General features: G+C 62.5%; 16 protein-coding genes. 14 read left to right on the top strand and 2 right to left on the bottom strand.

All coding sequences use genetic code 11. The features are described 5' to 3' along the window. Positions 1-2: 2 nt before the first annotated feature. Positions 3-479 (bottom strand): winged helix-turn-helix domain-containing protein, encoded by a 477-nt coding sequence (locus AC6H4Z_RS03545; RefSeq protein ID WP_497545364.1) that lies wholly within the window; start codon positions 477-479, stop codon positions 3-5. 283 nt (positions 480-762) lie between these two features. Here AC6H4Z_RS03545 and AC6H4Z_RS03540 point away from each other — a divergent pair, with 283 nt between their 5' ends. The 5 genes from AC6H4Z_RS03540 (at position 763) to AC6H4Z_RS03520 (ending at position 6,207) form a co-directional block, all read left to right on the top strand. Continuing rightward, positions 763-1,998, top strand: a complete 1,236-nt coding sequence (locus AC6H4Z_RS03540) for a tetratricopeptide repeat protein (RefSeq protein WP_497545363.1) — start codon at positions 763-765, stop codon at positions 1,996-1,998. After that, on the top strand, positions 1,995-2,876 hold the full coding sequence (locus AC6H4Z_RS03535) for a helix-turn-helix transcriptional regulator (protein ID WP_497545362.1): 882 nt from the start codon (positions 1,995-1,997) through the stop codon (positions 2,874-2,876). The genes AC6H4Z_RS03540 and AC6H4Z_RS03535 overlap by 4 nt, the downstream gene beginning before the upstream one ends. 479 nt (positions 2,877-3,355) lie before the next feature. Beyond that, complete coding sequence (locus AC6H4Z_RS03530; protein ID WP_497545361.1) at positions 3,356-4,594, top strand: tetratricopeptide repeat protein; 1,239 nt, start codon at positions 3,356-3,358, stop codon at positions 4,592-4,594. Between the two features lie 354 nt (positions 4,595-4,948). Next, on the top strand, positions 4,949-5,734 hold the full coding sequence (locus AC6H4Z_RS03525) for a helix-turn-helix domain-containing protein (RefSeq protein WP_497545360.1): 786 nt from the start codon (positions 4,949-4,951) through the stop codon (positions 5,732-5,734). After that, positions 5,731-6,207 (top strand): response regulator, encoded by a 477-nt coding sequence (locus AC6H4Z_RS03520; protein WP_497545359.1) that lies wholly within the window; start codon positions 5,731-5,733, stop codon positions 6,205-6,207. The genes AC6H4Z_RS03525 and AC6H4Z_RS03520 overlap by 4 nt, the downstream gene beginning before the upstream one ends. 93 nt (positions 6,208-6,300) lie before the next feature. On the opposite strand, the gene AC6H4Z_RS03515 is transcribed toward AC6H4Z_RS03520, so the two are convergent. Next, the gene (locus AC6H4Z_RS03515; RefSeq protein ID WP_497545358.1) at positions 6,301-6,894 is read right to left on the bottom strand and encodes a tetratricopeptide repeat protein; all 594 of its coding nucleotides are present in this window, start codon (positions 6,892-6,894) and stop codon (positions 6,301-6,303) included. A gap of 505 nt (positions 6,895-7,399) precedes the next feature. Between AC6H4Z_RS03515 and rho the strand changes: the two genes are divergently transcribed. The 9 genes from rho to AC6H4Z_RS03470 all read left to right on the top strand — a co-directional run bounded on the left by rho (position 7,400) and on the right by AC6H4Z_RS03470 (position 24,536). Further along, entirely contained in the window at positions 7,400-9,112 is a 1,713-nt protein-coding gene (gene rho / locus AC6H4Z_RS03510) for a transcription termination factor Rho (protein ID WP_497545357.1), read from the top strand. A 275-nt stretch (positions 9,113-9,387) separates the two neighbouring features. Continuing rightward, a complete protein-coding gene (locus tag AC6H4Z_RS03505) occupies positions 9,388-10,920 on the top strand; it encodes a glycosyltransferase family protein (RefSeq protein WP_497545356.1) in 1,533 nt (510 codons plus the stop codon). Positions 10,921-11,016: 96 nt separating this feature from the next. Beyond that, positions 11,017-13,239 carry a BamA/OMP85 family outer membrane protein gene (locus AC6H4Z_RS03500; protein ID WP_497545355.1) on the top strand — a complete coding sequence of 741 codons (2,223 nt, stop codon included), beginning with the start codon at positions 11,017-11,019 and terminating at the stop codon, positions 13,237-13,239. Beyond that, complete coding sequence (locus AC6H4Z_RS03495) at positions 13,239-17,903, top strand: translocation/assembly module TamB domain-containing protein (protein ID WP_497545354.1); 4,665 nt, start codon at positions 13,239-13,241, stop codon at positions 17,901-17,903. The genes AC6H4Z_RS03500 and AC6H4Z_RS03495 overlap by 1 nt, the downstream gene beginning before the upstream one ends. Positions 17,904-17,954: 51 nt before the next feature. Next, the gene (locus tag AC6H4Z_RS03490) at positions 17,955-18,227 is read left to right on the top strand and encodes a hypothetical protein (RefSeq protein ID WP_497545353.1); all 273 of its coding nucleotides are present in this window, start codon (positions 17,955-17,957) and stop codon (positions 18,225-18,227) included. Positions 18,228-18,296: 69 nt separating this feature from the next. Beyond that, entirely contained in the window at positions 18,297-20,519 is a 2,223-nt protein-coding gene (locus AC6H4Z_RS03485; RefSeq protein ID WP_497545352.1) for a protein kinase domain-containing protein, read from the top strand. 45 nt (positions 20,520-20,564) lie between these two features. After that, a complete protein-coding gene (locus AC6H4Z_RS03480) occupies positions 20,565-21,458 on the top strand; it encodes a hypothetical protein (protein WP_497545351.1) in 894 nt (297 codons plus the stop codon). A gap of 53 nt (positions 21,459-21,511) precedes the next feature. Further along, positions 21,512-21,868: a PadR family transcriptional regulator gene (locus AC6H4Z_RS03475; protein WP_497545350.1), complete on the top strand. Its 357-nt coding sequence runs from the start codon at positions 21,512-21,514 to the stop codon at positions 21,866-21,868. Positions 21,869-21,872: 4 nt separating this feature from the next. After that, positions 21,873-24,536: an ABC transporter permease gene (locus AC6H4Z_RS03470; RefSeq protein ID WP_497545349.1), complete on the top strand. Its 2,664-nt coding sequence runs from the start codon at positions 21,873-21,875 to the stop codon at positions 24,534-24,536. Positions 24,537-24,539: the final 3 nt, after the last annotated feature.

The raw sequence follows: 24,539 nt of genomic DNA, 5'->3' as shown, positions 1-24,539 counted from the left end.
CGTTACGCGCTCTTGCTCTGGGCCGACGGCGGCGCGACCAGCCGGTATCCGACGCCACGTACCGTGCGCAAAGCGCTCGACAGTCCGACCGCGGACAGCTTCTGTCGTAAATAGCAGATGTAAACGGCCAGTCCATTCTGACAGTCGTCCCCGCGGTGACGCGGCCAGACGCCAGCGATCAAGCGTTCTCGCGAAACGACGGCCTGCTCCTCGGCGCTCAACAGGCAGGCAAGCAACCGGCGTTCAGTGCTCGACAGCGAGACTCGGCGGCCGTTGCACTCGATCAGTCCCCGCTCCCAGTCGATCGTTGCGTCGCCAAGACTCTCTCTCGGCATGTTGACGCCGGCGAGTTCGTCGGGGACCAGCGTGACATGGTGCGACACCGTTCCGTCCAAGCTTGCAAGTACGAACTCGCGCTCGCCCGTTGCCATCATCGCGAGCAGCCGGTCGCGGCCAGCGCGCGGGAGAAGAAGGGACACGGAAAAAGTCGCATCAGGAACCTGCATGGAGTCGTCGCCGCCTTAGGTGGGACCGCGTCAGATACGGGGTCGGTTGGGCACTTTGCGAGATGGTGGGCGGCCGGCATCGGCTATACCGAGACATTACAATCCGGTACAACGGGGCACAGCCACACCTTCGTGCCAGTGAACCCCTGTTTCGTGCCAATTGCGAAGTTTGCGCGTTCGAAACGGTGAAGTACTTCCATTGATCGTGTACGTCGACGAGACTTTTTGATTCGGTGGTTTCGGTCATGGAGGTGAGATGGCTGCCGGAGTTCGCCACGCCGCATTCTTGAAAAAGCTGCAAGGCCTGCGGAACGATGGGCCTGAATGGCGCGTTGTTGCGGCGGGCCATTGTACCGTGGGTCTCGTCGACCGCTGGCGAGAACGAGAGACGACCGAAGATCTCTCCCGCGGGCTGGCGGAACTTCATCGCGCGTTCAACCAGCTCCGGCGCGACGCGCAGTCGCGCCATGATATGGAAGGGCCCAACGCCGTCGGGTCGGCGCTGGCCGCAGCCGGAGATTACCCCGCAGGCGACGGAGCCGTCGCCAATGCCTTGCTCCAGTGGGCCGAAAGCCTATGGCGACAGCTCGACTTCGACATTGCGCTCGACGTCGCGCGGGTCGCGCTCGAGGTCGCGCCCGACCAGGCGTCGGTCGCCTGCCGAGTGTACCGGGTCTACGCCCTGGTCAACCGGCTGCGTGGGGACCTGGACGAAGCAGAGCACTGGTACCACGCATGTATTGAAGGGGGAACCGAAGGCGGGTTCTTCGACGGCGTTTTTGCGGGGGAATACGGCATCGTCAAAGTCATTCGAGCCCGAGGCGACCTACCGCGCGCCGAGAATAGGCTCCGGACGCTGATCACGATGCTCCCAACCGCTGATCGTCCCGACCTCGTCTCGCTCGCGTCCCACGAACTCGGAACGCTGGTCGGCATTCGCGGTCGCTTCGACGAATCGCTCGAGTACCTTCGCACGGCTCGCGATCTGTGCGCGAACGCGCTGGATCGTGCGCGCATCGTCGCCGATATCGCGTATACGACGGTGCAATTGGGCGACTATTCGGTCGCGCGCGATCTCTATCTCGACCTGCTCGACGGTGAGGCCGATTCGTCGACGCGCCTCGGGGCTCGCGTGAGCCTGTTGGAGATCTATGGTTTCTTGGGTGACAGAGCGCGAATCGAAGAGGCGCGACGTACCCTCGAGGTGGAATCGCTGCCGGTCGAAACCGAGATCGACTTCCTGATGACATTGGGCGGCGCCTACTCGGCGCTCGGCGACGCCGACGCGGCTAGGCCGTGTCTCGAACGAGCGATCGAGCTCGCCCACCAGTCGGGAATGGGACGCTTGCTCATCCAGGCCGAGCAGGCGATCGAACGACTGCGTACGATGCACCTCCGGCGGCAGAGCCGTGCGCACGCGTCGCACACAGGTGCTCCCGCCAGCGACGTACCGGCGTCGGCGCTCGCAACACCGGGGAGCGCTCGAGAATGAGTACGCAGGCTCGAGTTCGACCGTCGTCACTGACACCTGGCGACCGCGCGATCACAACCGATTTCCAAGATGCGGCCGACGCAGCGCTGCTGTTGCCCGATCTACGGCCATCGATCGCGTGGCAACTCGGTGCTGAGGCGCAGAATCGATTGCGATCGTTCATGCAGCCGACCGTGGTCGCGAATTCCTCAGAGCAGCTCTACGCGGCGGCGGTCGCGGGGACGATCGATCTCGTCATCGCCGACCCTGCGCTGGATGGCGGCCGGTGCGGTGATGCGATGCTCAAGCTCTCGGGCGATTTCCCGTCGATACTGATCGTCTCGTATACCACGCTCACGGCTGCCGTTCTGCCCAGCATCCTTCGGCTGTCGGCGCATGGCGTGACCGAATTTGTTTTGCTTCGGTATGACGACACGCGGCTTCGTTTCGCTGAGATCGCGGAACGCAGTCTTGCGCACCCGGCCATCGGCGTGCTGCTCGGTGCGTTCGAGTCCCGCTTGCACGACGCGCCGATCAGTCTCCACGAGGCGATCGCACGATTGTTCGCGACGCCACGTTGGTTTCGAGGTGTCGACGACCTCGCGATCGCAAGCCAGATGACGCGCCGCTCGATGTACCGATCACTCGCTCGTGCCAACCTCGCGCCGCCGGGCGATCTGCTCGTCGGTGCGCGCGTGCTTCGCGCCGCGGTGTTGCTGCAGCGGGGGACGGTGAGTCTTCGCGACGTTTCGCGCTCGCTGGGGTATTCGAAGCCGGAGCAGCTGAGCGAACAGATCCGACGGTTCACCGGGATGCCGGCTCGCGACCTCCGTCATCAGCACAACAGCCTGGAGATTGCCGGCCTGATTGCGGCCGCGCTCACGACGAATCGGGAATGAGCGGCGTGGTGTGACGGTCAATTGAGTGGTGCCGTCCCAATGACGTATCCCCCGCGAAATCGAGCGGGGCCTTCCAAAGGTCCAATTGACAAATTGGATCGTCAGGTGCTGACTTCGCGTGCCGCACGCTAAAGGCAGCATCCAGACTTCTCTAATTGCAAGCCAGAGTGAGCCGGTGGCCGCCCAAACCTTGGCGATCTCGCCGGCCGAGGTTTCGCGCGTTGTCGGTCGTACCGCCCCACGAGAACTTGAGCAATCGATATGAATCGTTTCACCGTCGCTCCCCATCGCGCTTCACTTACGTGATGCCCCTCGCGCGTGTGTGGACAATGTCACGATCCGATGGTGTAAATGACACGAACACGCACTTGATGATCGGAATACATCGGCCGATATATGGCATAGGAGTGGAACAACAATGACAAATACGAAGTCGATGTCAGTGGTTGGTGTCGTCGCCGGCGAGGAGGTTGGACGCAATGCAATCTGAGAATTCTCTCCGGCATCTGGCCTTCTTCGAGGCGCTGGGGAAGATGGATGACCAGGATCCATCCTGGCGCTTGGTGAGCGCTGGGTTGGTGGTAATGCGTCTCGTCGATCGATGGTTCGTCGAAGGGGCCGAAGCATCGCGAACCGACTCGTGGAGCGTGAGCGCGGTTGCCGAGACTATCGCTGAGATTCCGGAAACAACTCCGGTTCGACGTATCCTCGGAGGGATCGTCGATACGATCGGAGCCGCGGAATACCTCGACGTTCGGCTGCTGACCCCGAAGTTGATGGCGTATGGTCAAACGCTCGCGTACGACGCGAAATGGTCGTTAGCTGCCGACGTCTATGATACGATCGTCGCGCACACCGATCCGGTCGAAGACGCGGACATCGTCGTCTCGGCGTACATCGAATTGGCTTTTTGTCTCAGGAACATCGCTGATCTCGATGGCGCCGCAGTCGCGTACGAGCAGGCCGCCCGCGTTGCACTCGCTGCCGGAGATCTGATCGGTGTACTTCGCGGCCGCCTTGGCGACGCAAAGGTCGCGATGGCGCGCGGAAATATGCCGCAGGCCGAATCGATTCTCGATGAAACGATCGAGCGAGCCGCATCGAATGATCTGAACGAAATCCGATCTCGCGCGCTGACCGACCGAGCATTCGTTGCCGGTGTGCGCGGACAATACGAACGCGCGATCAAGTATTCGTATGAAGCGCTGGAGATCTCGTCATCGGCGAGAGACCGCGATCGTATTCTCGGAAATATCGCGACCGGACTTCGGCATCTCGGCTTACTCGATTCGGCACGTGACGCGTATCTCGTCCTCGCGTCAACAGCTCAGGAGCAGTACGTCCGCTGGCTGTCCGAATTGAACCTGATGGAACTTGCCGCCCAGCAGGGACTCGAACTGCAGTTCGACAAATACCGTCGCGAGCTCGAGTCGGCGGACTTCAGTCCGCTGCTGCGAGCCACATATCTGCTGCACGTTGGCCGCGGATACCACTCGCTTGGCGCGCCGGAAACGGCGATTCCGTACTTTGCGCGCGCCATCGATGTCGCGACAAGTCATCAGCTCAACCAGCTGCTTTTCGAGGCCGAGGAGGCGATGGCCAGTGCGAAGCAGCGAACTGGGCGTCGCGAACCGGAACGCGCTGCGTCGATCGATGCCGATATCCATGGCGTCGTCGAAGCGGTTCAACGAATGAGGGAAACGGCGGGTGTTACCTAGAAAAACGGGGTCCCGCGACTAAGTCGTGGGACCCCGGACATTTTCCGTGATTCTCAGGTATCCATGCAGCGACCGGCGCTGTCGTACCATCCGCTGCAGGGCGTCTCACTATTTGGGCGCGGAGCCGTCGTGTCCGCGCACGCGGCCAGAACCAAGGAGGAGATAGCGAGCGCGAGGAGGACCAGGGGGCGGCGGGACATGGCGCGAGCTCCGTATTTCTGAGAATGGACGAACAGCTGTTTGTCCGGCGGGAAACAACTGCACGCCAAGCTAGGGTCGGGCTCGCCTGCGTAAACTTGCTTTTTGTGACACGTTTACGTGGTTTTATGTCATTGCGGCCGATACTTCGCCCACGTGGACGTCGTCGCCTTCCTCCCACGTCAGCTCGCCTCGCACCTAAGAGTCGTTCTCGGAACGGATCACTCGCTCACGCCCGTCAGTAGCTGGAGTGAGCTGCAAGCAGCGGCGAAGCACAAAAGTGCGGATGTCGTGGTCGCCGATCCGGCGGCGAACGGCACGGTCGAGGTGGAAGCACTCGAGGATCTGCGACGGGAACTACCATCACTTCCCGTGGTGCTCTACACAGCCCTCGCACCGTCGACGATCCGTGCGATCGTGCGGCTGGCAAAGTCCGGTGTCGAGCATGTCGTACTCAGCAGATTCGACGACGAACCTCGACGCTTCTTGGAGTTGCTCGAAGGCATTCCGGGCCACGCACTCGGCGAGCGAATGCTGCAGGAATTGGCGGGACCGCTCTCGACCTTACCAGTGACCGTCGTCCGTGCCATCGATCAACTCTTTCGATCGCCGGCGCGTTTCAAGAATGCCCAGGATCTCGCCACCGTCGCGGGAATGAATCTGCGGACGCTGTACCGGAATCTGGAACCAGCGGGAATTTTCTCGGCGAGAGCGTTGGTGGTATCGGCACGACTGTTACGAGCGTATTCTTTCTTGCAGGACCCAGGTCGTTCGGTGAAGGACGTCGCGGCGAAAGCGGGATATCACTCGCCGTGGCAACTCTCACAGCAACTGCGGGAACTGACTGGGCGCACGACCGAACAAGTGCGACGAGAAGTAAACCAGGAAGTGCTCGTTGCCCTGCTCGCGGAGCAGGTGCGACGCAGGAGGCGGAAGGAATGATTTGGAGGGTCGTCCCGGGCGCGTCGAGCAGTCAGGTGCCGAGGATCAATCCGTCGGCACCGGTAAAGGAGTCCGGCGCGCACGGGCAGAAGTTGGCGCGCGTGCTGATCGTCGACGACGAACCATCGATATGCAAAGCGCTATCGATGGCCATGTCGCGCGTCGGCTATGACGTCATTGCTGCCCAGTCAGGCGAATCCGCGCTCGCGATCATCCGCAACGAGCATATCGACGTGATGGTCCTGGATCTCCGCATTCCAGACATGCGCGGCGACGTCATCTTCGAGGTCGCAGCCGGACACCAGGCGCACCTCAGGTATCAGACTCTGTTCATAACGGGCGATATCACGAAGCGGGCGGTCGAGCTCATCGCCGTGTGCAAGTGTCACTTCCTACGAAAGCCGTTCGACCTGCGCGACCTTCAGGATGCCGTCGCTGCGCTGGCCCCGCGCGTTCAGGACGCCGCCGGCTGACCTTCGCGCCGTCTCTTCCCGCGGCCGGCGCTGTTTCACATAAAAGACCTTCCGAATTTCTAGCGCCAAGTACCTAGCGCCTCGCGCTAGCACTCACGCCTTCCACTTCCGCAGCGTTTTTAGAGTTTCCTCTAACGCCAGCCGCTGCGCAGTCTGTTTGGTCTCGGCGAGCAAACTCTCATACGTCGCAATCGCCAGCTTGAGCGCCACCGGATCCTGTTCGTCGTTCGCCAGGCTCGTGGCGTTGTCGGCCAGCGCCGCGCGGGCGAGTTGATCGCCGGGAAATTGCTTGGTGACTTCGAGCCACCGTTCGACACGCTTTCGCAAATCGGACTGCGTCAGAGCCCACAGATGCCACGCGCCTCGATTCTGCGGGTCGATGGCTTTGGCACGCGATGCGAGCTGCTCGACGGCATCCGGGCCGCGACCCGTGAGCCAGTAGGAGTTCGCCAGCACGACCATGGACTGCGCATCGTTCGGCGAGTCGGCCACGATCCGCTCGTACAGCGGAATGACGACCTCGGGCAAGTCGCGAAAGGCCTGGGTCGCCTGCTTGAGGACATCGGGGGCGGTGCGTTTCGCCAACGCCCTCAACTGATCGAACAGCAGTCCGATGTCGCCAGACCGCTTGTAGGATTCGACGTACGAGGACAGTTCGAGCGCTGGATCGTAGAACGGCGACGACACTTGGCGAGGAGGGGAAGCAGGGATCAGAGGAGGCGTGGAACGCTGTACGACGCCCGAAACGTAAGGGCCCGGCACGAAGTTCGCAGCGCGGGGTATCTGAGGGACGGTGAACGTAGGGTTGCGCCAAACCGAACAAGTGGCGATACTCTTGGCGTCCGCCGGTACGACCGCGACGTCGTCCCCTCCGGCCAAGTACGTCAGTGTTCAGGTCCCTCAGCGTTTGAGTGATCCGGTCCAGACGTCACGAGCCGCGCCGTAGCGCCAGCATCGTTGGAAGCGCGTGTGGTACCCGCGCCCCCGCGATACCGACAGCAGAGCACGCGTCGCGTCGATTTGTTCTTATCCCGTCATACAGCACGATTCATCGCGCGCACGGCGTTACGCGGCGAGCGATACCTACGAGCCAGGCCCTGCACCACATGGGTTACTCGGCTCGAACTGAGGTAGGGCCTGCGATGATGTGCGGGCAACCCGGAAGAGATTCACCTTTTTACCCAACAAAGGCATGACTGAACGTCGACGCCCACCTCGTCGCGGACGTGGTCAACGTCCGTCCAACCGGTCCGGTGGCGAAGCGAGCGACAATCCGTATCGCGACGACTTGGACGGCGGTGGTGGTGGCGTAGGAGCGGAAACCGCCGAGCCGGCGGCAGAACGACCCGCCCCAACGCCGGATAGCGACGCCGCGCCACGACCCAGGGCGCCGCGGCGAGAGCGAGGCACCGTCGAGTCGGCGCCCAGCGCGCCGCCCCCACAGTCGACGAACGAAGCGCCGACTCCGAAAGTCAGCGGTCCCGAAGGGACGCCCGACACTCCACGAAGCGACAACGGCGCCGTTCAAAGCAGCAACGGCACGCCGAACCAGCAGCAACAGCAGCAGTCGCCCCACCGAGACCGCAACGATCGCGGTGATCGAGGCGACCGTGGAGATCGCGGCGACAGAGGAGACCGTGGCGACCGCGGTGGCGACGGCAGCTTCCAGGACCGTCGCAACGGACGGCGCCACCGCCGTGGCCGCGGACGCGGACCCCGCCGTGATGGCCAGCAACAACCGCAGCAACAGCAACAGCCGCAATCCCAACAGCCCGTTCAGATCACGGCCACCGGTGAGATGCGCGGCTGGTTCGAGGCAGCGCGCGACGCCGGCTTCATTCGGCGTCCGGGCAACAGCTACCTCGCCGATGCCGGTGACGCCTACGTCCCCCCCCAGATCGTCCGTCAGTTCGCCCTCCGACGAGCCGATCTCGTCGACGCCACGATCGGCTTCGATCAGCGCGGACGACCAACGGTCGTCGAAGTGCGCACGATCAACGACGGCGATCCGACCATCGCGGCTCGTCGCCCAGAGTTCAATTCCCTACCCGCCTCCTATCCGGAGCGGAAGCTATTCATGGAAACCGGACGTCCTGCCAAGGGCGGTCCAGAGCTCACCCGTCGCGCCATCGATCTGATCGCGCCGATCGGCTACGGCCAGCGGGCGCTCATCGTCGCCCCGGCGCGCGCCGGTAAAACGACGCTGCTCCACGCGATCACCGAAGGCGTCGCAGTGAACCACCCCAACGCCGTGCTGCTCATCCTGCTCGTCGACGAACGTCCCGAGGAAGTGAGCGAAGCCGTCTCGTGGGGTGTGGGCGAAGTCATTTCGTCCACCTTCGACCAGCCGGCCCAACGACACGTCGAAGTCACGGACATGGTGCTCAATCGGGCGCACCGCTTGGTAGAAAACGGCAAGGACGTCGTGATCGTGCTGGATTCGCTCACACGTATGGCCCGAGCACACAACACCGCGGAGCGCGGTACGGGCCGCACGCTGTCCGGCGGTCTCGATGCCACGGCAATGGCAAAGCCGAGGGCGTTCTTCGGATCAGCGCGCGCAATTCCGCAGGCGTCCGGCGGCGGGTCGCTCACGATCATCGCGACGGCGCTCGTCGAAACCGGCTCGCGCATGGACGACGTGATCTTCGAAGAGTTCAAAGGCACGGGCAACTGCGAGATCAAGCTCGATCGCAGCCTCGCCGAAAAGCGCATCTATCCGGCGATCGACATCGCGACGAGCGGCACGCGTCGCGAAGAAAAGCTCTTCCGTCCCGATCAGATCGACAGCGTCTTCACGCTGCGTCGCGGTCTGAGCCAGATGCCGCCGCAGTCGGCCATGGAGTGGCTGATCAAGCGCATCGCGGCAACGACAGGTAACGACGCGCTGCTCGCAGGTCTGTAGCCGGCAGCTCAAGATCAACCGCGCCAAAAAACGAAGCGGGCTCTGCGATTCGATCGCGGAGCCCGCTTTGTTTTACGTTCGACGCAACATTAAAACACTCTAATTATTTGAGTGTTCTAATCAGTCGCAGACTTGCGCGCTCCAAGCGAGCCAATACATTGCTCATTCCAGAATTGCGGATCGTCTCCGCAAGCACGCAGCGATGACGCGCGGCACCTGGTAGTTCTGCCGCCGCTTGTCTCGCCGCTGTGCAATCAACTGACGTAACAAGTCGTGTGAGTCGCCTGCTCTGGGTCATCGTGCCCGGAGTGCTCGTGCTGGCCATTGGCCTGCTCACACTCACACCGTCGCCGGTCGGAGTTCTCCACGACGACGCGATCTATGTGATTCTGTCCAAGGCGCTCGCCACTGGCCACGGCTACCGATACCTGAATCTGCCCGGCGAACCAGCGGCGACGCACTTTCCGCCCGGTTATCCCATCTTCCTCGCGGCGCTCTGGAAAATCGCGCCCACGTTTCCGCGAAACGTCGTGGTCTTCAAGACCGCGAACGTCGTGCTGCTCGTCGCGGCCTTCACGCTGCTCGCGCACTTCGTTCGAACACGGTTCAATGCACGCGTGCGCACCGCAAGCATGCTGGCTGCGGCAGCGACGGTCGGAATTCCCACGCTGTTACTCACAGGACTCGTCCTGTCGGAGCCGCTCTTCCTCGTCGTCGCGCTGCTTGGATTGATAGTCGCCGAGGACGTGACGTCGCGCGAGGCGACAACGTTCGAAGTCATCGGGCTTGGTCTGCTCTGCGGCATCGCCGCCCTCGTTCGCTCGGCAGGCATCGCACTTCTCGGAGCCGCGGTACTTCGACTGCTCCTCTCACGCCGCTACCGCGATGCGACCATCGCCACGATCGCCGCACTGATGTTGCTCGTTCCCTGGCAACTGTGGGTTGGCGCACACGGGAACGACGTTCCGCCCGCACTGCAGGGCGCCTACGGGCCCTACACAAATTGGTTCGCCGAAGCAATTCATCGTCAGGGATTTGGGCTTGTTGTCACGACGTTGCGTCAGACGACGCGTGCGACGATGAGCTTCGCGATCGATACGATTTCGCCGTTCGCAACGCCGGCAGCGCGATACGCGGCCGCAGCACTTCTCGGCGTCCTGATCGTGATTGGTTCGTGGCGCGCGTGGCGCCTCGCTCCAACGATGCTGCTCTTTCTCGCGGCGTACCTGGTTCTCGTGCTCGCCTGGCCGGTTCCGCCGGAGCGATACATCTGGGGCGTCTGGCCATTGCTCGTCGTGCTCCCTGGCCTCGGCGTGGCTGCCGTCATGCGCTGGCGGCCGTCAATTCCGCTGTGGAAGGGCGCGCGCGTCGCGCTGCTCGGCCTCTCGGCCACTGCAGTCCTCGGCTACGTGAACTACACGGCGGCCGGATATCGCGACCGTGCATGGCGCAACATTCCGATCACGGGCGGCGAGATGCTTCGCCCGGTGGTTCGTGCGGTACGCTCCCGTGTTCGTGAACGCGAGACGGTGGCGGTCACGGCAGAAGCGGCAGTGTATCTCTACACCGGGAGACGCTCCGTTCCGATCTACAGTCTGTCCGTCGACCCGTACTTTCGGACCCCCAGCGTCGCGCAGCAGGCCGACGCAATCGGCGATATCGTGTCGGCCTACCCGGTCGATGTCGTCGTGGCCTCGACATCACTGCAGCGGGCAGCCACCCGAAGCCTTGCGGAGTCGGGTCGCCGGAAACTGACCGTGCGCGATTCGACGGTGGACGACCTGATCTTCGAGCGTTCGGCGCCCTGAATTTTCGGCCGAAAGGCAGCGAAACGCCGGTTGCGTGACAACCGGCCGCGACCGTCCTGATCAAGCGGTCTAGGCCTTGCTTCAGAGTGCGGCGTCATGCGACGTCGCCTATTCCTTGCGTGGGCGTGCGCGCTGGCGCTTCCCACGGCGCTGGGCGCGCAGACTCACGACGGTCAACGTGATTCGCCTGAGATTCGAAAGCTCGTCATCGACGGAGCCAAACACGTCGATGTTCATGACCTGAAAAAGAGCATTTCGACCCAGGCGTCCGCGTGCAGAAACCTCATTCTCGAGGTGGTCTGCCTATTTACGAACTCGCCCACGTTCGAGGATAAGCATTACCTCGACGAGGACGAGTTGCGGCGTGATATCGTGCGCATCCGTCTGTATTACTGGAAGCGCGGATACCGGTCGACGGAGGTCGACACCGCGGTCACACCGCGCGGCACCAACAAAGTCCAGGTCACCTTCAAGGTGAACGAGGGCGAGCCGACGCGCGTGCGCGACGTGTTCCTGGTCTACGACTCGGCGCTGATCAGCGACAAGACGCGCAATCGGCTGACGCTGCTGCGTCCGAACGATCCGCTCGATCTGATCCGCCTCGATTCGATGCGCGTGATGTTCCAGGACGAGCTCTGGGATCAGGGCTTTGGCGACGCGGTCGTCGACACGACGGTCGCCGTCGATACGGCGTCACGTCTCGCCGGAGTCACTCTCACGCTCACGCCGAACCGAAAGACCACGGTCGGGAGCATCACGATCGCTGGCAACCAGAAGGTCGCGACGAAAACGATTCAGAATTCGCTCACCTTCGGGCCAGGCGACCTGTACCGCATGTCCGACGTGCTCGAGAGCCAGAGAAATCTGTACGAGTCCAACCTGTTTCGGCTTGCGGCGATCGGAGTGCCGCCTCAACGCGACAGCGTGAAGAACGTCGACATCGACGTCACCGAGGCGCCGATGCACGAAGCGCGACTCGGCCCCGGCCTAAACAACATCGATTTCTTCCAATTTCAGTCGCACTACTCCGACTACAACTTCCTCGGCGGCGCGCGGCGACTGGACGTCGATGCCACGGTCGGTAATCTGTTCGCGCCGCAGCTCTCCGGGCGCGGTCCGTTCCGCAACGTTGCGGCCGATGTGCCCGATAGCAACGTGTCGGCCTTTCTGCAGCCGACATACAACGCCAGCGTCGACTTCAAGAAACCGGCGTTTCTTCGACCGAGCGACGCGGCGGCGATCGGTGCATTCACGCACCGCACGATCAACCCTGGCGTGTTCATCGATCACGGGTACGGCGGGCAGGTGACGTTCACCCACGAAGTGAGGCCGCGTGCACCAGCGAGCGTGAGCTACCGGTACGAGCTCAATCGCGTACAGGCGAGCGACACGTACTTCTGCGTGAACTATGGCGTGTGCGACACGCTCACGATCGGTTCGCTACGCTCGCACGAATCGCTGTCGCCGCTGACGCTCACCGGTTTCATCGACCGATCTGATGCACCGTTCTCGCCGACAAAAGGCTACGTCGCCCGGCTCGACTTCGAGCACGCGTCAGCATACACACTTTCTGATTTCCGATACAACCGCATCTTCTTCGACGCCGCTGCATACGGCCACAAGAGCGGAACGCGCAACGTGTACTCGGCGCACCTTCGCTTTGGAGTCGTCCGCGCGATCTCGTCGGGACCAGAGGGAGGCGTACTCCACCCCAGAAAACGCTTCTACGCCGGAGGCGCGAACTCCGTTCGCGGCTACGCTGAGAATCAGTTGGGTCCACGCATTCTGACGATCGACGATTCGACACTACTCCTCCACGCGAGAAGCATCAACGGCGGTATTTGCGGCGGAACCGTCGACGCCGTGAAGTACTGCGACCCCAATTCGCCCAATCTGCGGAACAGTGATTTTCTCCCGCAGCCGCTCGGCGGCACGTCTCTGCTCGAGGGAAGTGTCGAGTATCGAGTTCCGCTGCCGCTCGGTGAAACGTTCCGACACTTCGCGGCCGCCGGATTCATTGATGGAGGCGTCGTTGGGTCTGGCGACATCAAGGGTCTGCAGTCGATCGCGGGCATCATCAAAGGCCAGGGGGCAATCACACCGGGCGTCGGACTGCGCTACGAATCGAGCCTCGGACCGATCCGCTTGGACTTTGCCTATAATCCGGCGCGAACTGAAGCGCTTGGCGTAGTCACCACAGTGCGCGACAAGAACGGCGTACTGGTGATCGCGCCACTGAGCGTCTCGAGAAACTACTCGCCGGGCAATTCGCTCTTCGATCGCATCACGTTCCACTTTTCGATCGGAGAGGCGTACTAGTGGCGAGACGGGAAGATCACCCGTCCGAAGACGCACGGAGCGATGGTGGTTGGCCAACACCGCCCGCCGAGCGGAAGCCGGTGGCCGTGATCCCGCCGAAACGACGCAGGCATCGGTGGGTATGGGGACTGCTTGCCGGCCTGACGTTCTTCGCCATCATCGTTTCGCTCGCTGCACTCGCCGTCATCGTTCTCTCCGGCACCGACTGGGGACGCGAGCGCGTTCGTCGTTTCACTGAGAAAACAGTGAATGGCGCGATTCACGGTCACGCACGCATCGGAAGTCTGTCTGGCAATCTGCTCGTCGGTCTAACGGCGCACGACGTCGCCATCACCGACAGCGCAGGCAATCCGTTCGTGAGCGCCGAGTCTGTGCAGGGCAGCTACTCGATTCTTTCTCTGCTGCGAAAGCGAATCTGGATTCAGAACGCGACTGTGATTCATCCGGTGGTCGTGCTCGATCGACCGACCGACGGGAAATGGAACTGGCAGCGGATCTTCCCAAAGAGCACCACACCGAAAGCGCCGTCCGCGCAGGCTGGTTGGGGCGACTGGTTGAGCTTCAGCAACTCGACAGTCATCGACGGTCAGCTGATCGTGCGGTCGCCCTGGCATCCTCGCTCGACGCTGCGTGCAGCGGCGCGCGACAGCGCGGTTCGGGCGGCGCTATCGGGCAAAGAACGTCTCGTCGTCGAACGCAGCGGCAGCGGATTTCAAAAAATCATTCGCCTCGACTCGGTGTCGGCGGAAGTCCCCCTTCTTCTGCTCGCCGAGCCAGGACTCGACCATCAGTTCGTGCAGATCGCAGCGGCGTCGATGCGCGCGTATCCGTTCCAGCCGCCGGCAGCGATCGTGCGCGATGTCAAAGGTGTGGTCGCATTCAACACCGACTCGGCGTGGTGGAAGGGCGCGTACGCAGCGCTTCCGCATTCCAAGGCAACCGGGGACGGCGTGTATTCGTTCTCGAGCGGCGACTTTCACCTCAAGCTACATAGCGATCCGGCGAGCTTCGCGGACATGCGCTGGGTGTATCCTCGCCTGCCAGAGGGTGGGCACGGAAAGCTCGATCTGAAACTCACCTGGGTCGGATCGCTGTCGGATTACCAGTTTACCAATGCCGACATTCGCCTGGACAAGGCGCACATGATGGGCGACTTCGGCATTACGCTCGACGACTCGATCTCGATTCATAACACCAATGTGCGCTTCACCGGCGTAGAGACGCGCACGATGGAGCAGCTCATTCCGAATTTCCACTCGCCGCGCCGCGGAACGTTCTCGGGTCGCGCCTCGGTGACGGGCGGCGTGCACGCGCTCGCGCTCGACGGAGATGTCACCTTCGACGACGTGAGCGCCGGCCGCAGCCGAGTGATCGCGGCGGGCCACGTCGCTTTTCCTGGCCACTCCGTGCGCGCAACCAATCTCCGCGTGCAGATGCTCCCTGTGCGCGTCGATCTCGCGCGGACGTGGATGCCCTCGCTGCCGATCAGCGGCGACGTGATCGGCACGGTGACACTGAACGGATCCTCGGATCGGCAGCTCACGGTCGTGGGCGACATCGAGCATCACGATCGCGGGACACGGTCGATCGTGGGTGGAACTGCTACAGTGCGGTTGTCCGGCGGCACGTGGATAGATGTGGACGTCGTTGCACGACCGCTGTCGCTCGTCGAAGTCGGACGTTTCTTCCCCGCGGCAGGATTGCACGGGAATGCGACCGGGCCTATCCATCTCACTGGATCGCTCAGCGATCTGCGCGCGGTGGCCGACTTGCGTCTGCCCGATGGTGGACGCTTCACGACGCGCGGCACCTTCGACGTCGCGAGTCGCGAAAAGGGGTACGATTTCTCGGCGCATCTGTACACGCTCAACCTGCGCGAGATCACGACCAAGGCACCGGTCACGTCGCTCACGGCGCAGCTCACCGCAAAGGGTCGCGGCTTCGATCCCAAGACAATGCAGTCGACCATCGACGCAGATCTCGCAACGTCGCGCTGGGACACGCTTGGCGTCGACACTGCGTCGGTGCGTGCGTCGCTCAACAATGGACTCGTCGAGATCAAGCGACTGTACGCGGCCGGTTCGAACACCACGGCGTCGGCGTCTGGCACCTTCGGAATAACGCGTGAGCAAACGGGCACGCTCACTTATCGCGTCGTCGTCGATTCGCTCGGCGCGCTAAATCGCTGGATCCCGAAATCGACGATGGCGAAGGCACCGATTGCGCCGCGTCCGCGCGTCACCGCGCGCGCGATTCAACGCGCGAAGGCCGATTCGGCGCGCATCGATCGCGCAACGGAAATGGAGCGAATGATCAGCGGCAAACCCGGGCCAAAGCTCGCGGTGAACGCGCCAAAATCGGTTCCATCGGACACACTGTCAGGGTCGGCGCGCGCCGAGGGGACGATTCGCGGCAACATCTACGAGTTCGATCTTCGCGGACGAGCGAATGGCGAGAAGGTTCTCGTGCGCGGCAACTTCGTTCGTCGCTTTGCGAGCGAGTACGCCTGGATGAATGCGCGCTCGCCGGAGGCCAAAATCGCCGTCGGCATAGATGCGGATAGTGTGAGCGCCATGGGCTTTGCCTTCGACACGGTGAACGTACGCGCCACCTACTCTCCGACGGGCGGACGCGTCGAAGCGGTCGTTGTGGAAGACAAGAATCGCGAGTACAGCGTGAAGGGCGACTACGGTCTCTTTCCGAATCGGAAGGAAGCACGCCTCTCTAATCTCACCTTCCGTTTCGATACGACCTTCTGGTCCATGCCTCGGCCGGCGTCGGTGCGATGGGGAGAGACGGGCGTCGTCGTTTCCGACTTCGAACTGCGCAATCGCGAGAACGGACGCATTTACGCCAACGGATTGTTGCCCACCGAGGGTTCGGCGGACTTCAAGCTCGATGTCGTGGAATTTCCGGTGAGCAATCTCTCAGACATTCTGCAAACCGATTTCGACGTCCGCGGCAACCTGACGCTGCATGGAACGCTGTCAGGCACGCTACGTACGCCGTCGTTCCGTGGAACGTTCGCGCTCGCGAACGGCATGTACAACAAGACAGCGCTTCCCGAGTTGAGCGGACGTGTGGGCTACGCCGATCGCGCCGTAGTCGCGCATGTGGATCTGCTGCGAAAGAACGGTCAGTCGATGGCGACAGTGGACGGGCACATCCCGATCAATCTCGCCATCACCGGAGTGACAGGAAGTCGCTTGCTCAAGGACGAGATGTCGATCGATCTCGTCGCCGATAGCCTTCCCGTCGAGTTGATTCCAGAATTCACACAAAGTGTGTCGAACGTTCACGGTCGAGCGGGCGGAAAGCTGACCGTGCGCGGAACGCTCGACCACCCAATTCTCGCCGGAGGCTTCGCGCTCGAACACGGTACCATGACGCTCGCGGTAACGGGTGCGACGATCGACGGCATCTACGGCGCCGTGCACATGGCGAACGACACGGTCTATGTCGACTCGGTCGCCGGAAATGCGAAGGGACCGGTGCGACTGCACGGAACGCTTGGAATGGCGAATTGGCGCGAGCCGACGTTCAATCTGTTCCTCACGTCCAGCGGCGCTGAGCTATTGCACAACGATCGAGGCCGAATTCGCGTCGATGCCGGACTCGCGCTCAGCGGTCCGTTCCGCTCAGCCTATTTGAGCGGGGCGGTCGTCGTGACACAGGGCGTCATCTACGCGCCAGAACCAACAGGGCGACACGTAATCGGCCCCGGTGATCCGGCGCTGTTCAACGTCATCGACACGGCAATCGTCTCGGATCGCGATCTATTCCCGCCCGAGTCGCCACTGCTCGCGAATCTGCGTATCGACATCGGCCTGAGCATTCGGCACAACACCTGGGTGCGCAACCGCGAAGCCAATGTCGAGGTGTACACGGACGAACCCGTCCTCATTCACGCTGAGCAGGAATCCTTCGCGCTCACGGGCGTGGTGACGTCCGATCGCGGTGAATACAATTTTTTCAGCAAACGCTTTCAGATCAAACGAGGGTCGGCCACGTTCATCGGCAGCCCGGATCTGAATCCAACGCTCCAGCTGACTGGTGAGTACGAGGTGCTGCTTCCGTCTCGCGGCGCGCTCAACATTAGAGTTCTAATTGGCGGAACCCTGCGCAAACCGACGCTGTCGCTCGAGAGCGACGCGCAGCCGCCGCGCACCCAGTCGGAGTTGTTGAGCCTCCTGGCCTTCGGCCAATCGGCGACGTCGCTGCTCGCCAACGGATCGTCCAGCATCGCCGGGTCGGCCGCAACGTCCGATCTCTTCGGCGTCGGTGCCCAAGTCGCGGCGCGTCGTCTGGCTGGCGTCGCGCTCGGCGTCGCCGCCAACCAACTCGAGCTGCAGGCCGGTCGCGCATTCGGGACTGACATGTTCGACATCACTCCAACGGATGCGCCGTCGGGCAACATCGTCGGCAACCTATTCACGTCGACGAAGTTCGAGGCGGGCAAGTACGTGAATCCACGGACGTTTGTAACGGTGCAGACGCAAGCCGGCCGGCCCGGTGCCGGCGTCGAGCATCGCACGGCCGACGGGTGGCAGTTCAACGCGAACGTCTCACCGCGCCTGCTTCTCCTCGAGCCAAGGCTGACCTCCCAGCCCTACCGAATCGTCCAGGCGTACGGCGGGTTCATCGTTCGCGAGTGGCGTTTCTAGGACTAACTTTCGGCTTCTGGACGCCGGCGCTCGTTGAACGGGAGGGGAGTCATGTCACGCGCATTCTTGAGAGACGACGCCGAGGGCGAGATGCCTCGCCGGAACTATGGACTTCCCGAGCGGGACGATCCCGGTTTCGAACGTGCGGCCGCGCGCGCCCTCCTAGATGCTGCACGCGTCAACGAAACTCAGCTCGCCGAACGAGCGACGGGCTGCTACTGGGGCGAACCTCGGCTCCGTCCGTATGTTGAGGAAATTCTCGCAGAGGCGGAGCGGACGAAAGACGACCGGCTCGAACAGCTCGCGCGACGTTTCTTACGTTGACGATCGCAGCGGGATGCTGCAGCTTAAGGCTCGCAGAAACATACGGTTAGACGGATAGCGGAGCCCCGGATGGAGTTCGAGCAGGCGCTGTTGAGCGGTTCATCATTGGGGGATCGCTATTCGATCGAGCGTGAGCTCGGCCACGGCGGTATGGCGACCGTGTATCTGGCCGACGACAAGAAGCATCGGCGCAAAGTCGCGGTGAAGGTGCTGCGTCGTGAACTGTCCGCGAGCATCGGTGCCGAGCGCTTTCTTCTCGAGATCGAGACCGCAGCACGGCTGAGCCATCCGCACATCCTGCCGTTGTATGACTCCGGCGCGGTCGACGACGTTTTGTATTACGTCATGCCGTTCGTGCGAGGCGAGTCACTCCGACAAAAGCTGATGCGAGAAGGCCGACTGGCAATCGGCGAAGCGCTCACGATCACGCGACAGGTTGCGTCAGCGCTCGCGTACGCGCACTCACACGGCGTCATCCATCGCGACATCAAGCCCGAGAACATTCTGCTCCACGAGGGCGAGGCGCTCGTCGCGGATTTCGGTATCGCGGTGGGTATTCAACCGGCGTCCACCGGACGGCTCACGATGACGGGAATGCTGCTCGGCACTCCGGACTACATGAGTCCCGAGCAGGCGATTGGCGAACCGGTGTTGGATGCCCGCAGTGACGTGTACAGTCTTGGCTGCGTGCTGTATGAGATGCTTGCTGGCGAATTGCCGCATCAAGGTCCGAACGCGCAAGCGGTCTTCGCGAAGCGCCTGACCACGCCGGCACCATCGGTGCGACGGCTGCGCAGCGAAGTGCCCACGCGCGTCGAACGCGCCATCTCGAAAGCGCTCGCCACCGATCCGATCGATCGATTCGAGTCAGCGGCGGCGATCGCCGAGGCGCTCATCGACATTGGCGCAACGGAGCAGTTGCCTCCATCGGTAGCGATTCTGCCTTTTCTGAATCTCAGCACCGACCCGGAGAACGAGTACTTCGCCGACGGCATCACCGAGGACGTGATCGCGCAGCTATCGAAGATTCGGTCGCTCAAGGTCATCTCGCGCACGTCGGTGATGCAGTTCAAGAAGCGAGACAGGACACTGCGCGAAATCGGCGCTGCGTTGGAGGCGACGACGATCCTTGAAGGCAGCGTACGCCGCGCGGGGAATCGCGTGCGCATCGTGGCGCAGCTCATCGACGTCGAGACCGATCGGCACCTGTGGGTGGAAACGTACGATCGCCAACTCACCGACATCTTTGCCATTCAGACGGACGTCGCGCTGCAGATTGCGTCCGCCTTACGCGCCGAGCTGGCGAAGGACGAACGAACGCGCATCAAGAAGGAACCGACAGCCGACGTCGAGGCGTATCAGCTCTATTTGCAAGCGCGGCATTGCTACATTCGCTACACAACGGAAGGGCTGACCAAGGCCATCGAGTACTTCGATCGTGCCGTCGAAAAGGACCCGAACTACGCAACCGCGTACGTCGGCCTCTCGCTCGCATACAACGAGTTGGCGGAGAGCGGCGCGGTCCCGTCGGCCGAGGCGTACGCACGAAGTCGGTCGGCCGCGCTGCGCGCGCTGGCGATCGATCCAGATCTCGGTGAGGCGCATACTGCGCTCGGCGTCGTGAAGTTCGTCAACGATTTCGATTGGACCGGCGCCGAAATCGAATTCAAGCGTGCACTGGAGCTGACGCCCGGTAGCGCGGATACATACGATCGATACGGACGCCTGTGCTCATCCTTGCAACGTTTCGACGAAGCGATCGAGATGAGCAAGCGGGCGCACGATCTCGATCCGCTCGCGCACAAGATTGATATTGCGACTGCTCACCTGCGCGCGGGCTCGTATCACCGCGCCATCCCCGTTCTCGAGCAAGCGATCGAGTTCGATGCGACGAACGCGCGAGCGCATGCGACGCTCGCGTGGGCGTATGCGAAGCAAGATCAGTTCGAAACGGCACTCGAGCACCTGAAGACGGCCGTCTCGTTCGAACCGGATTCCACAATCTGGTTGGCGCAGCTCGGCCAGGTATATGGAATGGCCGGCCGTTCAGCCGAGGCGCGCGAGATCCTATCGCGGCTCGATGAGCGGGCAACACGAGGCCACGTCTCGCCATACCATTTCGCGTATGTCTACACGGGGCTCGGCGAGTATGATCGCGCGATGGACTACCTCGAGCGCGCGTACAATGATCGCGCCGGAGCCGTCTACGGAATCAAGGGATCGTTCCTGTTTACTGCGTTGCACGGGAATCCGCGATTCACCGCACTGCTTCGCAAAATGAATCTGGCGTAGACAATGCGTCCCGGCGTGCACGCAATAATCGCAATTGCGATTGCCATGAGTCGGGGACTCAGCGCGCAGGCACCTGTTCCTGCGGCATCGCAGAACGCGTCGCCGATGGTTGAGCACTCGCGTGCGCACACGCGAATCGAACCGACCGAGATTCCGGGCCTTCGCCGCACGTTCGACGGTCCACTCGGCAAGCCGGTCGAAGTATTCGTACCCGTCGCCGCACAGCGTGCAACGACACTTCGACTCGTCGTGTTCTTTCACGGCGCCGCGTTCGTGCCGGAACTTGCGGTGTCGAAGCTTGGAAACGACAACGCCGTGGCCGTTCTCACGCTCGGCGCCGGCTCGGGCGTGTATGATCGCGCGTTCAGCGAACCAGCGGTGTATGACACGTTGCTCGCAACGATTCGACGTGAGCTCGTGGACGGACTCAAGCATCCGGTTCGATTTACAGATGTCACGCTCGTGGGATTCAGCGCAGGGCACGGCGCCGTGCGCGCGATCCTGCGCGACTCGAGCCATTTTCGCGACGTCGCTGCCGTACTTCTACTCGACGGGCTGCATACGTCGTACGTACCCGAGGGGACGGTGGTCGAAAAAGGCGGCGTGCTCGACTCGACGAACCTCGTCGCAATCACGCGCTTCGCGCGCGCAGCAATGCGTGGCGACAAGCGCCTCGTGATCACGCACTCGGAGATCTTTCCTGGCACCTTCGCGAGTACGACTGAGACGACCGACTATATGATCTCGGCGCTCGGCCTGCGACGCACACCGGTGTTGAAGTGGGGTCCTGGCGGGATGCAGCAGCTCAGCGAGGTGAAGTCGGGTCGCCTGGATATTCTGGGTTTCGCCGGCAATGCTGGTCCCGACCACATCGATCATTTCCAGGGGCTGCCAGAGTTCCTGCGACTGACCCGGTCGCTGCGCGTTCTAGAACGCTAACCAGGCAACTCTCTAGTTGACATTCTACCAGAGCGATCGTATCGTCTGGTAGAATGTCTCCTAAGAACGAACGTGAACGCACAGCGCTCCTCCAGGGAACGCTCGACCTTTTGATTCTGCGCACCCTGGCGCTCGGGTCACACCATGGGCACGGCATCGCGCTCGCCATCCAGCACTCGTCGCAGGGCGCGCTACTCGTGGACCACGGCTCGCTGTACCCTGCCCTGCAGCGCCTCGAAGCCGCGGGCTGGATACGCGCCGAATGGGGCGTGTCGGACAACAATCGGCGAGCGCGGTTTTATGAGTTGAGCGCCGCTGGTCGAAAGCAACTCGTGAAGGAAGCAACAGAGTGGCGGCGGCTGTCCGAAGCCGTCGCACTCGTACTCGGCCCCAAGCTCAGCGGAGAGTAGCGCGATGCGATGGAGTCAGTGGAGACGATGGCTGTCGCGGCGGTCGGACGATGACTTCGCTGCTGAAGTTGAGTCGCACATCGCCATGGAGACGGAACGACTCGTGAACGCCGGAATGAGCGAGGCCGAGGCCCGCTTCGCTGCGCGCCGCGCGTTCGGGAATATGACCGCGCCGCGTGAGCATTTTCATGAATCGCGGCCGTGGACGCGGCTCGAGTCCGTTGCCCAGGACGCGCGTTATGCCCTTCGCAGCATGCGCCGCACTCCGGGATTCACGACGATCGCAGTCGCGTCGCTGGCACTGGGTATCGGCGCCAACACGACGATGTTCAGCGCAGTCGATACGCTGCTACTGCGAACCCCTGCGCACGTCCGCGACGCCGACCGGATCCATCGTCTCTATTTCCAGTCTCGTGGGCCGACCGGTGAGATGTACACGTCCACGAAGCAGGGGTATCGGACCTACACCGAGCTACGCGATGGTGTACGCGCATTCGAAGCAGTCGGTGCATTCGATGCGGAGAAGCTTTCGAGTAGCCGCGGTGCTGACGCTCGCCAGATCCCTGCCGTTCTCGTGACACCAAGCGTGTTCACCATGCTTGGTGTTCGTCCAGCGTTGGGCCGATTCTTTCTGCCAAGTGAGGAACGCGAAGACGGAATCGCTGTGCTTGGCTACGCGGCCTGGCGTGGCCAGTATGGCGGCGACTCGGCAGTGCTCGGGCGCACCATCGACGTACGCGGTGCACCGTATGTAATCGTTGGAGTTGCACCGGAGGGATTCACCGGCGTTGACCTCGATCGCGTGGATTTGTGGCTGCCGATCGGCTCGGCGAAGCGCTTCGTCAACCCCATGGCCGTCGAGCCCACCGCGGGGAATTTTTGGCTGCAGATCATCGCTAAGCGCCGGACTGGCGTCGAGCTCTCTGCCGTTCAGCAGGAAGCGACACAGGCCTATCGCAACAGTTGGCGTGATTCGCCAGGGTACGCCAAGCTGTTCGCAAAATCAGTCGCTGCGATCGGGCCGATCAGCGCTGCGCGGATTCCGGGGAGCGACGCTGACGCGCGCGTCTCGCTCTGGGTTGGCGTCGTCTCCCTACTCGTCCTTGTCATTGCTTCGGCGAACGTCGCAAACCTGCTGTTGCTTCGTGGGCTCACACGGTCGCGCGAGGTTGCGCTTCGTCTGTCGCTCGGCGCGACGCGCTGGCGCGTGATGCGGCACGCGCTCGTCGAGGGCGCGCTACTCGCCGGGCTGGGGGCGTTGTGCGCACTGATCGTAGCGCGGTGGAGCACGCAGGCCATTCGCACCTTCCTGCTGCCAAACGCAGCGCCGCAGAGCGCGTTCGACCTTCGACTTCTCGCGTTCACCGCGGTGATCGCGTTGACAACAGGAATTCTCGCGTCGGTTCTACCTGCACTCGTCACAGCGCGACGCGATTTTGGTCCGTTGCTCGGCGGCGGTCGATCGACGAGCGGTCCAAATCGCTTGATGTTGCAGCGCGTATTGATCGGCGGTCAGGTTGCGCTCGCGACGCTGTTGCTCGTCGGTGCTGGGCTCTTCGTCGTCAGTCTTCGAAATGTTCAAGCAATCGACCTGGGAGTCGACACTGACCACGTACTGTACGTGAACGCCGACCTCGGCTCCGCACGCATGCTGTCGAGGGATTCGAATACCCGGGCGAGTGTGAACGCGACCTATGCGGCGATGGCAGAGAGCGTTCGTCGAATTCCGGGCGTTGTGAACGCTACGGTGACCGCAGGTGAACCGCTGGCGAGTGGCTCCGCGGTCAGTATAAAGCGACACCTCAGCGATACGCCTCGCGATGGTTCTCCCGTGCCATTCATGCGCGGCGTCGGTGCAGCATACTTCGAGACCATGGGGACAGCGCTGATTCGCGGACGGTACTTTATCGCTGCCGATCACGTGCCTAACGCGCACGTTGCGATCGTCGACGAATCGACGGCAAAGCAATATTTGCCAGGCACCAATGGGCTCGACTCGTGCGTGTATCTCGGCAGTGACGAGACGTGCACGGAGATTGTCGGCGTCGTCAAGAATACGATCCTGTGGCAGATCATCGGCGACAAGGGCACTGTCGTCTATGTGCCTTTCGAATCGTGGGGCGGTCTTGCGGTAACAATGCTGGAAGTGCGCACGAGCGGCGACCCGTCATCGGCGATTCCTGCTGTGCGGCAAGCCATCCTGTCGGTGTCACCCAACCTGCCCTGGGTCGACATTCGCCCTGTGAGCGACCGGCTGCGGCCACAACTCAGACCCTGGCGTCTCGGCGCGTCGATGTTCACCGCGTTCGGCGTTCTGGCCCTCTGTCTCGCGGCGATCGGTCTCTATGGACTGCTGTCGTACGTCGTTGCACAGCGCTCGCACGAAATTGGAATTCGCAAAGCGCTCGGAGCGCCCAACGCTGGAGTAATTCGCATGGTACTCCGCGGCGCGCTCGGGATGACGCTCATCGGTGTCGCGATCGGTCTGATCATCGCGATTGCCGCTGGGCGGTTCATCGCGAGCCAGCTCTACGGTGTATCACCGCGCGATCCCGTCGTGATCGCGCTTTGCTCAGGCACGCTCATCGCGGCAACGATCGTTGCGTGTCTGGCGCCGGCACGACGCGCAACGCGGGTCGACCCAATGATATCGTTACGCGCGGAGTAGCTC

Source organism: Leucogemmata humicola (assembly GCF_055379415.1).
Note: the sequence above shows the minus strand (reverse complement) of the source record. Positions and strands in the feature narration are given on the sequence as shown.

Coding starts and splice junctions, on each gene's coding strand:
- AC6H4Z_RS03520 (WP_497545359.1), top strand. CDS start 5,731: ATGATTTGGAGGGTCGTCCCGGGCGCGTCGAGCAGTCAGGTGCCGAGG.
- AC6H4Z_RS03530 (WP_497545361.1), top strand. CDS start 3,356: ATGCAATCTGAGAATTCTCTCCGGCATCTGGCCTTCTTCGAGGCGCTG.
- rho (WP_497545357.1), top strand. CDS start 7,400: ATGACTGAACGTCGACGCCCACCTCGTCGCGGACGTGGTCAACGTCCG.
- AC6H4Z_RS03475 (WP_497545350.1), top strand. CDS start 21,512: ATGTCTCCTAAGAACGAACGTGAACGCACAGCGCTCCTCCAGGGAACG.
- AC6H4Z_RS03470 (WP_497545349.1), top strand. CDS start 21,873: ATGCGATGGAGTCAGTGGAGACGATGGCTGTCGCGGCGGTCGGACGAT.
- AC6H4Z_RS03485 (WP_497545352.1), top strand. CDS start 18,297: ATGGAGTTCGAGCAGGCGCTGTTGAGCGGTTCATCATTGGGGGATCGC.
- AC6H4Z_RS03540 (WP_497545363.1), top strand. CDS start 763: ATGGCTGCCGGAGTTCGCCACGCCGCATTCTTGAAAAAGCTGCAAGGC.
- AC6H4Z_RS03535 (WP_497545362.1), top strand. CDS start 1,995: ATGAGTACGCAGGCTCGAGTTCGACCGTCGTCACTGACACCTGGCGAC.
- AC6H4Z_RS03490 (WP_497545353.1), top strand. CDS start 17,955: ATGTCACGCGCATTCTTGAGAGACGACGCCGAGGGCGAGATGCCTCGC.
- AC6H4Z_RS03500 (WP_497545355.1), top strand. CDS start 11,017: ATGCGACGTCGCCTATTCCTTGCGTGGGCGTGCGCGCTGGCGCTTCCC.
- AC6H4Z_RS03480 (WP_497545351.1), top strand. CDS start 20,565: ATGAGTCGGGGACTCAGCGCGCAGGCACCTGTTCCTGCGGCATCGCAG.